The organism is Streptomyces sp. NPDC029138 (assembly GCF_055564375.1).
This window is the reverse complement of the sequence record NZ_JBVHWM010000039.1, coordinates 76007-86927: the sequence shown is the minus strand read 5'-3', so window position 1 is coordinate 86927 and position 10921 is coordinate 76007. Positions and strand designations below refer to the sequence as shown.

The 10921-nt window shown below is 72.3% G+C and carries 8 protein-coding genes, 1 pseudogene and 1 riboswitch; of the genes and pseudogenes, 3 read left to right on the top strand and 6 right to left on the bottom strand.

The genetic code is table 11. The features are described 5' to 3' along the window. A pseudogene (locus tag ACZ4WH_RS27090) lies at positions 1 to 180 on the bottom strand (ATP-binding protein); the annotation flags it as partial. Between the two features lie 917 nt (positions 181 to 1097). Beyond that, entirely contained in the window at positions 1098 to 2273 is a 1176-nt protein-coding gene (locus ACZ4WH_RS27085; protein ID WP_468185085.1) for an MBL fold metallo-hydrolase, read from the bottom strand. A 182-nt stretch (positions 2274 to 2455) separates the two neighbouring features. Here ACZ4WH_RS27085 and ACZ4WH_RS27080 point away from each other — a divergent pair, with 182 nt between their 5' ends. Together ACZ4WH_RS27080 and ACZ4WH_RS27075 are read left to right on the top strand one after the other, a co-directional pair. After that, positions 2456 to 3646, top strand: coding sequence for a glutamate dehydrogenase (locus ACZ4WH_RS27080; protein WP_468185083.1), 1191 nt, complete (start codon positions 2456 to 2458; stop codon positions 3644 to 3646). 136 nt (positions 3647 to 3782) lie between these two features. Next, positions 3783 to 4403 carry a TetR/AcrR family transcriptional regulator gene (locus tag ACZ4WH_RS27075; RefSeq protein ID WP_468185080.1) on the top strand — a complete coding sequence of 207 codons (621 nt, stop codon included), beginning with the start codon at positions 3783 to 3785 and terminating at the stop codon, positions 4401 to 4403. A 275-nt stretch (positions 4404 to 4678) separates the two neighbouring features. Here ACZ4WH_RS27075 and ACZ4WH_RS27070 read toward each other — a convergent pair whose 3' ends face one another. From ACZ4WH_RS27070 to ACZ4WH_RS27060, 3 genes are all read right to left on the bottom strand, one after another. Further along, complete coding sequence (locus ACZ4WH_RS27070) at positions 4679 to 5464, bottom strand: SGNH/GDSL hydrolase family protein (RefSeq protein WP_468185078.1); 786 nt, start codon at positions 5462 to 5464, stop codon at positions 4679 to 4681. A gap of 228 nt (positions 5465 to 5692) precedes the next feature. Beyond that, positions 5693 to 6577 carry a M23 family metallopeptidase gene (locus ACZ4WH_RS27065; RefSeq protein ID WP_468185075.1) on the bottom strand — a complete coding sequence of 295 codons (885 nt, stop codon included), beginning with the start codon at positions 6575 to 6577 and terminating at the stop codon, positions 5693 to 5695. 3 nt (positions 6578 to 6580) lie between these two features. Continuing rightward, positions 6581 to 6745, bottom strand: a riboswitch (cyclic di-AMP (ydaO/yuaA leader). Between the two features lie 302 nt (positions 6746 to 7047). Further along, the gene (locus ACZ4WH_RS27060; protein ID WP_468185095.1) at positions 7048 to 9123 is read right to left on the bottom strand and encodes an alpha-galactosidase; all 2076 of its coding nucleotides are present in this window, start codon (positions 9121 to 9123) and stop codon (positions 7048 to 7050) included. A 172-nt stretch (positions 9124 to 9295) separates the two neighbouring features. Between ACZ4WH_RS27060 and ACZ4WH_RS27055 the strand changes: the two genes are divergently transcribed. Next, positions 9296 to 10093 carry a tyrosine-protein phosphatase gene (locus ACZ4WH_RS27055; RefSeq protein WP_468185073.1) on the top strand — a complete coding sequence of 266 codons (798 nt, stop codon included), beginning with the start codon at positions 9296 to 9298 and terminating at the stop codon, positions 10091 to 10093. Positions 10094 to 10102: 9 nt separating this feature from the next. Here ACZ4WH_RS27055 and ACZ4WH_RS27050 read toward each other — a convergent pair whose 3' ends face one another. Further along, positions 10103 to 10903 (bottom strand): hypothetical protein, encoded by an 801-nt coding sequence (locus ACZ4WH_RS27050; RefSeq protein ID WP_468185071.1) that lies wholly within the window; start codon positions 10901 to 10903, stop codon positions 10103 to 10105. Positions 10904 to 10921 lie beyond the last annotated feature (18 nt).

Genomic DNA, 10921 nt, shown 5'->3' with positions numbered 1-10921 from the left:
GAACAGCACCGGGGCGTGGGTGCCGAGCGCAACAAAGGGGGGGGGCAAAACGGAGAACCGGATGAGTTGGGCCTGTGTGTGCTTCTGGGGCGGGGGGGGAGCGGGTCGGGCGACCGGCCCCCCGTGCCGGCCGCCCTCACGGCGATCGGCGCGGGCGGCCGGTGCTCGGAGGTGAGACATCTGCGTCCTCGTACTGGTCCGTCGGGCCTGTGTCCTCGTGCGGTGCGCGCTGCGGGCATGCGTCGATGCGGGCATACGTCATCGCTGCCGGCCGGCGGGACCGGTGCACCCGGCCGCGCGCCGCCCGACGGACACTCACAGTAGTTGCCTGAGCATCATGTGCGGTGGGCAGTTGACAAAGTCCCCCGCGCAGCGTCCCGCTCTGGTATGAGGCGTCGTACGACAGTCCGATGACCGCTGCTCAACAGTGGACCGAACCGGTTCACGAACGATCTGACCTGGTCGCAAGCGGTCAGGAACGGAACCGTCGGCTGGTCGCCCCCGCACGGCCGGCCTTCCCGCCGCGCGGCGCACGCGCGCGTGGCCGACTGCTCCCGGCGTCGCCTCCACGGCGACCCCCAGGGCCCTGCGTCCCGCCCCGCCTCGGCCCGTCCGTCACACAACGTGTTCGCTTTGGCCTTGACCGGGGTCTGCGGCGGAGCGGGCTGGTGGACGTCGTACGTGTGCTGCGTAGGTGTTCCGGACTGCTCTTCCTCGTCACCCTGGTCTGGCCCACCTGGATCGAACTCGCCTTGCTCGGCAGTCCACGGCGAGGGCCTCGCCGTCCACGAGGTCGGACGCCTGCCCGCCGATGCCGTACAGCGGCATGTGTCCCGCGCGGCCAGGACCGCCGACGCCATGCCGGTTCACGGCGGTGGAGCGCGATATCCAGGACGCGGTCGTGGTCGGCGTCTTCCTGGGTCTGCTTGAGGCGGACCCCGGGGTGGCGGCGGGCGAGCGGGTTTCGGAACACGCACCCTCTTCCCCGACAGCCGGCACTTCCGCTGGTACGACGCGCCGGAGCCGCACGCCGCGCAGCAGGGCATGTGGTTCCCGCACACCACCGAGGGCGTGCCGGCCGAACTGGTCCCCTCGGCTCAGTCGCCGGTGCCGCGCGCGGGAGGCTCCGCGACGAAGGCGCCGACCGAGCGCCAGGTGCGCCGCACGTCCCCGGACGCGCTCCGCCACCACGCCTCCGCCGGCAGCTTGCCCGCGGGTTCGAAGGGTTCGCCCGGCCGGGGCAGGGCCACCGCCTGGCCGGCCTCCTCGGCGGCCTCCTTCGTCCACTCCCCCGGCTCGGCCCAGGGATGCGGGGCGAGGTTGAAGGTGCCCCAGTGGATGGGCAGCAGGACGCCGTGCGGCGCGCCGCCCTGGAGGTCGAGGTGAGCCCGCAGGCCCTCCTCGGGGGTCATGTGGATGTCGGGCCAGAACTCGCTGTAGGCGCCGATCTGGATCATCGTGGCGTCGAACGGGCCGTGCACCGCGCCGATGTCCTGGAAGCCGTCGAAGTAGCCGGTGTCGCCGCTGTGGTAGATCCGGTGCTCCTCACCGGCGACGGACCAGGACGCCCAGAGGGTGTGCTGGGTGTTGCGCAGGCCTCGGCCGCAGAAGTGGCGGGCCGGGGTCGCGGTGAGGGTGAGACCGCCGACGCGGGTCGACTCGTGCCAGTCCAGTTCGCGCAGCCGGTCCGGGGAGACGCCCCACTGTTCGAGGTGGGCGCCGACGCCGAGCGGCACGGCGAACAGGGTGTCCGTGCCTGCCAGCGCCTTGATGGTGGGCAGGTCCAGGTGGTCGTAGTGGTCGTGCGAGATGACGACGACGTCGACCGGGCCGAGCGCGGCCAGGGGCAGCGGCACCGGGTGGAGCCGCTTGGGCCCGGCGAAGGGGAACGGGGAGCAGCGCTCGCCCCAGACGGGGTCGAACAGGACCCGGTGACCGTCGATCTCGGCGAGCACGCTGGAGTGGCCCATCCAGGTCAGCCGCAGTCCGGTGGCGGGCGGCTTGGCCAGGTCGGCGAAGGTCGTGGGATGCACCGGGACGGTGCCCTTGGGAGCGCGCAGCGGCCGGGTGTCCTTGTCCAGGAACACCTTCGCGAGGTCCAGCGAGGAGCCGGAGGGCCTGGTGCGGGCGGGGCCGCCGGGGTTCTGGAAGACACCGTCCTTGAAGTGCGGCGAGCGGCGGATGCGTGCCAGGCGCTCACCTCCCGGGTCCGCTCCGAACGCAGCGGGCCGCAGCGCGCGGAGCCCGGAGCTCGCGGAACGCAGACCGGTCACGGTACCTCCCGGTGGAGTGGGTGAAGCCCCCATTATGGTCGGCCTCGCCGACAGCCCGGCCACGGAGGGGTCACTCCGCCCGCTGCTGAAGATCCGTTCAGCAGCGTTGACAGCGTCCGGACCCGCTCCCGATACTGACTCGCCGTTCAGTGATCGCCTCATCGCTCCCCCGAGGAAGCCCCATGACCGCCCCTCCGGCCGCCCCTCTGCTGTCGCTCGTCTGGACCGATCACGTCACCGGCCGCCAGGGCTTTCTGGTCGTGGACCGGCTGGTGCGGGGCGTGGCGAGCGGAGGCCTGCGGATGCGGCCCGGCTGCACGCTGGACGAGGTGGCGGGGCTCGCCCGCGGCATGACGATGAAGGAGGCCCTGCACTACCACCCCGGGGGCCGCTACATCCCGCTCGGCGGCGCGAAGGGCGGCATCGACTGCGACCCTCGGGACCCGGAGGCGTACGGGCTCCTCGTCCGCTATCTGCGCGCCATGCGGCCGTACGTCGAGAGCCTCTGGACCACCGGCGAGGATCTCGGCCTCACCCAGGACCTGGTGGACCGCGCGGCGGCCGAGGCGGGCCTGGTCTCCTCCATCCAGGCGGTGTATCCGCTGCTGGACGACGAGGCGACGGCCCGCAAGCGGCTCGCGGACGCCTTCGCGGTGGAGGTGGACGGCATCGGCCTGGACGAGCTGGCGGGCGGCTGCGGGGTCGCCGAGTCGGTGCTGACGGCGCTGGACCGGGCGGGGGTGCCGTATCCGGGCATCCGGGTCGCGGTGCAGGGTCTCGGCACGATGGGCGGGGCCACCGCGCGCTTCCTCGCGCGCGCGGGTCTGACGGTGGTGGCCGTCGCCGACATCAAGGGCACGATCGCCAACCCGGCGGGGCTCGACGTCGAGGCGCTGCTGGCGGCGCGGGACGGCTATGGCACCGTCGACCGCGGCGCGCTGCGCCCCGGCGACCGCGAACTGCCCGGCGACGCCTGGCTGTCCGCCGAGGCTGAGGTGCTGGTGCCGGCCGCCGTGTCGTACGCCGTCGACAGCGTGAACCAGGAGCGGATCAGGGCGCGTTGGATCGTCGAGGCCGCCAACATGCCCGTCGTTCCCGAGGCGGAGGCGCTGCTCTCCGCGCGCGGGGTGACGGTGCTGCCGGACGTGGTGGTCAACTCCGCGACGAACGCCTGGTGGTGGTGGACCCTGTTCGGCGACATCGGCGCGGACGCCGACGAGGCGCTGGGTCACATCCGGCGCTCGATGCGCGCCCTGGTCGGCCGGGTGCTGGACCGTGCGCAGGCCGACGGAACTTCCCCGCGCATGGCCGCGCACGCCCTGGTGACCGACCGGCTGCCAGTGATCGCGGAACGGTTCGGGTGGTACCGGTGACCGGCCTGCCGTGGCGAGGCATAGGCGCGGTGGGAGGAGCACGAGGAACAAGAGGAACAGGAGGAACAAGAGAAGCACCGACCGCGTGAACGGGCGACGGCTTCGGCGGCACCGGGTCAACCACTAGGGTGACCGCGTGGCGAGAGTGCGGTTGAGCGTGGCCGAGCGGCGGGAGGAGCTGCTGCGGGCAGCCATCGAGCAGATCGAGGTGCGGGGCGTGGCGGCGGTCAGGATCGCCGACGTGGCCGCGGCCCTCGGTGTGAGCAACGCGCTGGTGCTGTACCACTTCTCCACGAAGGAGAAGCTGGTCGCCGCCGCGTTCACCTACGCGGCCGAGGACGACCTGGCGCGCCTGCGCAAGCTGTTGGGCCGGCGGACCACCGCGCTGCGCCGGCTGCGGGCGGCGGTGCGCTGGTACGCGCCGACCGGGCAGGCCAAGGGCTGGCGACTGTGGATCGAGGGCTGGGCCGTGTCCCTGCGCGAGCCCGCCCTGCGGGAGGTCACCCGGGAGCTGGACAAGCAGTGGAAGGCGGCGATCGCGGACGTCATCGCCGAGGGCGTCGCGTCCGGTGAGTTCGCGTGCGCGGACCCGGCCGGCACGGCGTTGCGACTGACCGCGCTGCTGGACGGGCTGGCGGTACAGCTGACGTCGTACCCGGGCGCGGTACCGCGAGCCCGGGCCCAGGAGTGGGTGGACGACGCCCTCGCCCGCGAACTGAGCCTGGACCGGGAGGCGTTGACCGACAGACAGCGGTGACGCCCCCGGGCTCCGGCCCTCCCGGCGACCACCCCCTCGGGACCGCGCGCTCTACCGCAACTTCCAGGCGGTGACCGCGATGAGCCCCATCCGGTTCCAGAAGCGGATCCGGCGCGACCCGCCTGCGGACCGCCGTACGCACCCCCCGTGGGCGTCCTGCCCCGAGCCGCTGGACCGCGAAGGAGGTGCGTTCGGGCCTGGGGAGCGGCGAGGGCGCCCGCGCCGGTGGTGCCGGCGCGGGCCGTGGCGGGCGGAAGCGAGCGTTCCGGGCGAGCCTAGGCCACCGAAGCGATCCGCATCTTGATGTCGTGCGGTGACAGCGTTCCCTTCGCGGTCACGTGGTCGCCGGAGGATTCGCCGCGCAGGCGGCGGCCGATCCAGGGGACGAGGTACTCGCGGGCCCACTGGACGTCGTCGCGGCGGATCTCCAGCGTGCCCCGGGGCGGCAGCGGCGGCCACGGCTGCTCCGGGTCGGCCGGGACGTCCAGGCCGAGGACCTGTCCGGCGCGCAGTGCCACGCGCGTGTGCCCCTCGGGCGAGAGGTGCAGCCGGTCGTTGTCCCAGGCCCTGCGGTCCTGCACGGACTTGAGGGACCACAGGTCGAGGACGGGGCAGCCGTACCGGTCGGCGATGGCACGGACGTGCCCGTTGTAGGTGGCGATCTTGCCGCGCAGGTGCTTGAGGACGGGGACGCCACGGGTGTCGAACCCGGTCGTCACCATGACCGTGCCGGCGGCCTCCGTCAGCCGGGCCACGGCCCGTTCGAAGCGCTCGGCCACCTCGTCGGGGTCCGTGCCCGGGCGGATGATGTCGTTCCCGCCGGCGCAGAAGGAGATCAGGTCCGGGGCCATGCCGATGGCCTGCGGCACCTGGTCGGCCACGATCTGGTCCAGCAGCTTCCCGCGCACGGCGAGGTTGGTGTACTGGAAGTCTCCCTCGGGACGCCGGTCGGCGAGCAGCACCGCGAAGCGGTCGGCCCAGCCCACGAACGCCCCGTCGGGGCCGGGGTCGCCGACGCCCTCGGTGAAGCTGTCCCCCACCGCCACGTACGACCCGATCACTGATCTGCTGTCATTCTTCGAATCGTCTGCCACGTCGGACCATGATTCACCTTCGGATGTGACCTACGCGACCGTAGGCAGGGCTTGACGAACGGTGAGATGAGCCACTCTTAAATAATTTGCAAAGCAAGGAATAGAGGCTGCCGGTACACCGAAGGCCGGACCCGGGGATCGTGGGTCCGGCCTTCGGCAGCGTGTCAGGCAGGTGGTTCGAAGGGGGCGCGGGCGTCAGCCGACGGCGACGCCGTGCGAGCGGAGGTAGGCGACCGGGTCCACGTCCGAGCCGTAGTTCGGCGTGGTGCGGATCTCGAAGTGCAGGTGCGGGCCGGTCACGTTGCCGGTGGCGCCGGACAGGCCGATCTGCTGACCCGCGGTCACGCTCTGCCCGGCCGAGACGGAGAGCCGGGAGAGGTGGCCGTACTGGGCGTAGTAGCCGTCGTTCAGCTTGATGACGACCTGGTTGCCGTACGCGCCGCCCCAGCCGGCGGAGACGACGGTGCCCGCGCCGACGGCCTTGAGCGGGGTGCCGGTCGGGACGACGAAGTCGACGCCGGTGTGGTAGCCGCTGGACCACATGCTGCCGGCGACGTGGTAGGCGGTGCCGACGGTGGCGCCGGCCACCGGGAGGGTGTAACCGGCGGACGCGGGCTGGGAAGCGGGCTTCGCCGAGGCCTGCTGGGTGGACTTCGATGCGGCGGAATCCGTGGACTTGGGGGCCGCCGACTCCGTGGTGGCCGCCGCCTTCTCGCCGAGGCTCAGCTTCAGGCCCGGGTGGATGACCGCCGGGTCGGCGCCGATGGCCTGCCGGTTGTCGTCGTAGAGCCGCTGCCAGCCGCCGCTGACGTGCTGGTCCGCGGCGATCGTCGCGAGGCAGTCGCCGCTGCGCACGGTGTAGGTGCGCACGCCCGAGTTCTGCTGCGCGGCAGTCTTCTTCACCGCGTCGGGAAGGGTCTGCGCGGCCGGTCCGGAGACGGACTGCGCGGGGGTCGCGGCGTGCGCTCCGGTGGCCCCGAGGAGGGGCAGGGCCAGGGCGGCGCCACCGGTTCCGGCGACGGCGAGGGAGCGGGAAAAACGCGGGGTCTTGGGACGTCGGTGCTTACCCTTGGCAGGCATGGCGCAATTCCTCTCCGACGCCTGCGAGGTCAGCTGTCGGGTTCGGGCTGGAGCTGCCCGGCCGTGCGCGGCACGGCTGCACCCCTAGCCTGTCGCGGAGACCGGACAGGCAGTTCTTACCTGGTGGGTCCCCCGCTCCTGCCGACGCGGGTCAAGTGTGTGGGGAGTCCGGACGGCGGCAGGATTCGGCGTTCCGCCCGGGTCGGTGGCGAACGTAAGCGAGCAGGACGCGCGGAAACAAGCAGCCGGTTCCCGTTGTTCCGGTTTCGGATGATCGGATACGGGAATTCACGGTCACCGAGCGTGAATTCCCGCCCCTTCTCCTTTTCAATTCGCCTATTCCCCAGCGGAATTACGTGGACATGGCGCGCGACGCACCGTCACCGATATGACGCTCCTCACGCTCCACCCCTCCAGGCTCCCCCATTCCGCGGCGAGTTGGAATGAAGGCGTCAATTCGGGCAGAAAAGTCAGATACGACGCAGGTGGATAACCGTCGCATCCAGGTCACCCTTGAGCCCGGTCCGCAGCCCATGGTGCAGCAGTACGGCACCTCGGTACACTTCGCCCGTTTCGCGGCATTCGTACGACGCCGCCGGGTCGAGCCCGCGCAGCCGCACCGCCGGTACCGGCTCGCCGTAGCTCTGCGCCTGCAACCAGGCGAGGACGACGGTCTCCTCCCCCCGGACGTACTGCACGGCGCTCAGACCGCCCGTCGGGGGCCGCAGCCGGTACAGCTCGCCGTGCTGCACGACCGGGCGGATCTGCTTGTACAGCTCCACCCACCGCCGGGCCTCGGCCAGCTCCTCCGCGCTCCACTCGGTCAGGTCGCCACCGACCCCGAGCACCCCCGCCATGGCACTGACGAACCGGAAGCGCAGCGAGCTGACCCGCCCGTTGAGCTGGGTGTTCGGGCTGTCGGTGACCCAGGCCGCCATCACGCGCGCGGGATGGATCTGCGTGAAGCCGTGCTGGATGGCGAGCCGGTCCAGCGGGTCGGTGTTGTCGGAGGTCCACACCTGGTCGGTGCGGCCGAGCACCCCGAGGTCGATCCGGCCGCCGCCGCCCGAGCAGGACTCGAAGGCGACTTTGGGGTGCGCGGCCCGCAGCCTGTCCAGCAGGGCGTAGAGGGCGCGGACGTGGTCCACCCACAGGCGCTGCGGGTACGGCTCCCCGGGCCAGCCGGCGTCGGTGAAGCAGCGGTTGAAGTCCCACTTCACGTAGTCGATCGGGGCGCTGGACAGCAGGGTGTCCAACTGCTCCCACAGATACTCCTGGACGTCCTCGCGCGCGAGGTTGAGAACGAGCTGATTGCGCAGTTCCGTCCGCTTCCGTCCCGGTTGGTACTGCACCCAGTCCGGGTGGGCGCGGTACAGGTCGCTGTCCGGGTTGACCATCTCGGGCTCGACCCAGATGCCGAACTGCATGCCGAGCCCGTGCACCTGGTCGGCGAGGGGCTTCAGGCCGTGCGGGAAGCGGTCGGGGTTGGGCGTCCAGTCGCCGAGGCCGGCGCGGTCGCTGGTGCGGGCGCCGAACCAGCCGTCGTCGACGACGAACAGCTCGATGCCGATCTCGGCGGCCCGGCGGGCGAGCGTGAGCTGCTGCTCCTCGGAGATGTCGAAGAAGGTGGCCTCCCACGAGTTGAACAGCACGGGCCGGTCCCGCTCGGCGTCCGGGATGACGTACGCCCGCTGGTAGGCGTGCCAGGCGCGGCTCGCGCCGCCGAAGCCGCCGTCGGTCCACAGCCCCGCGAAGACCGGGGTGGTGTACGACTCCCCGGGCGCGAGGAGCAGCAGGCCCGAGTCGTCGTAGCCGGCGCCGCCGGTGATCTGCACGCGCGCGTCCGGGAGCTGGGCGACCGCGATGCGCCAGGAGCCGGACCAGCCGAGCGCGCAGCCGTAGACCTCGCCGCGCTCCTCGGTGGCGTCGGTGTCGAGGGCGACCCAGGGCAGGTGCTGGTGGCCGGTGTGGCCGCGGCGGCTGCCGATGACCTTCTCACCGAAGGTGAGGGGGGCGGTGGCGAGCCGGGACTCGGCGGCCCAGCGACCGTGCAGCTGGGACAGCCGCCAGCCCTCGCGGTCGGGCAGGGTCCAGGTGGCCGCGTCGGCCCTCAGCAGCTCCACGCGCGCGTGGCCGCCGTTCTCGACGGTGACCCAGCGCTCGACGACGTCCCCGCGCATGCGGTAGTGCAGGGTGATCACCACGCCGTCGTCGTCGAAGCGCAGCCGCAGCTCGTCGTCCTCCGTGGTGTCGTACGACACGAAGCGCCACTCGGTGCCGCGCCGCTCCTCGGTGCGCACGGACAGGGCGGGGCGGACGAAGCGGGGGCCGCCCTCGACGGGGTACTCCTCCCGGCCGTCGAGCGGGGACTCGAAGGGCCAGTAGCCGGGCAGCGGGCTCACCGCGAGGGCCTCGGCGTCGGCGAGGGCGATCCGTGGCCCCCAGTGCAGGTGGAGCAGCTCGTCCGCGCCGGTCAGATGCAGGGCGTAGCTGCTGCCGGGGCCCGACAGGAGCCAGGTACGACCGTCTTCGGCGATGTCCAGCATCGAGACCTCACAGGTGCCAACAGATCCGCTCAAGTGCCAACATCATCAGGGGCCGCGGACCCCTCTGACAATGCCTGTGGACAACTCATTGCCCGAGGAAATCGATGCCGTATGGTCGACGGAGCGCCTGCCGACGAGCCGCGACGGCGGGAACCGACCGGGAGGAGCCCCCGTGACGCAGCAGGTCCCGTCGACCGAGCCGGAGCTGGCCGGAGTGCGCAATTTCCGTGACGTGGGCGGGCTGCCGACCACGGACGGGCGGCGGGTGCGGTACGGCGTGCTGTTCCGCAGCGGGCACCTGGCGCACGCGACGGAGGAGGACGCGGCCTTCCTCGCCTCCCTGGGCCTGCACACGGTCTTCGACTTCCGCAACGCGGCCGACCAGAAGCTGGAGGGCCCGGATGTCGAGCTGCCCGGCGTGCGGAATGTGAACCTGCCGCTGAGCGATCCGGCGGACGGCGCCGAGTTCTGGCAGATGGTCCGCGACGGCGACCTCGACCAGCTGCGCGCGATCCTGGACGACGGCAAGGGCGCGGCCCGGATGATCGCCTCCTACCGGAAGATCGTCAGGGAGCGCACCGCCGAGCACGCGCGCGTGCTGCACGCGCTCGCCGACGACAGCGTGCCCGCGCTGATGCACTGCGCGGCCGGCAAGGACCGCGCGGGCATCTCCATAGCGGTCACGCTCCTCGCTCTCGGGGTGGAGCGGGACGCGATCGTCGCCGACTACCTGGAGTCGGGTGCCAAGCACCGCCGCTACAAGGTCCGCCGCAGCGGCAGCGCGGACACCGCGTACACCCCCGAGGTGATGGAGCTGCTCAACCCGCTCTTCGACGCCCGCGCCGAGTACCTGGAGGCGGCCTTCGCGAGCATCGAGGAGACCTGGGGCGACGTCGACACCTACCTGACCGAGGGCCTGGGCCTCTCCTCCGACACCCGCGAGCGGCTGCGCGCACGCCTGCTGGACTGACGGGCCCGCTCAGGGAGCCCAGGGCAGGCGTATCGCCTCGATCTCGGTGTCGCGCAGCAGGGCCTCGACGAGCGGGGCGGGGCCCGCCACCTTGGTGGCCCACAGGTCGTAGTCGGTGCACAGGACCCATGTGCGGTCCTCGGCCCAGAGGTTGGACGGGCTGAAGTCGACCTCGGGGTTGTCGTACAGCAGCCGCGCGTCACCGAGCCGGCCGGACCGGACGTGCGGGTGCTCGAAGTCGGGGTGCCGCAGCATGAGCGGGTTGTAGTAGGCCAGACAGCGGGTGTCCGGGCCGGCCGGGCTGTGCTCGGTGAGGATCTCGGTCAGCCGGTTCCAGGTCTCGCGGTCCAGGCTGCCCTCGGTGGGCGGCGCGATCCGCAGCGGCCAGCTGCCCCCCTTCCGTGCCGAGGGGAGGCAGCGGTACGAGGGCAGCAGCCCTTCGGGCACCAGCGGATCGCCGGTCCGCGCGGCGAGGTCCGCCCAGCGCAGCCGCCGCCAGCCGGGACCGGGATGCCCGGCCCGGCCCAGACCGCCGCCGGTCGCCGTCCCCACGCCGGCGAGGTCGATCCCGCCGACGATCTCCCGTTCGGCCCCGCCCTCCGCCGCGCGGGCACGGTGGTACTCGTCGTACGTCACGTCGGCCGGAAGCCGCTCGTGCTCGTACAGGGCGTTGAGCACCCAGGCCGCGTCCGGCAGCGGCGGGGGCATGAACCCGGTGACGCCGTCACCGGCCTGCTCCCGCAGCCAGTCGGCCGTCCGGGGCGAGGCGACGGGCCAGCGGGCGGTGACCAGGTCGGATGTCTCGGGCATCCGCTCATCCTGTCACGC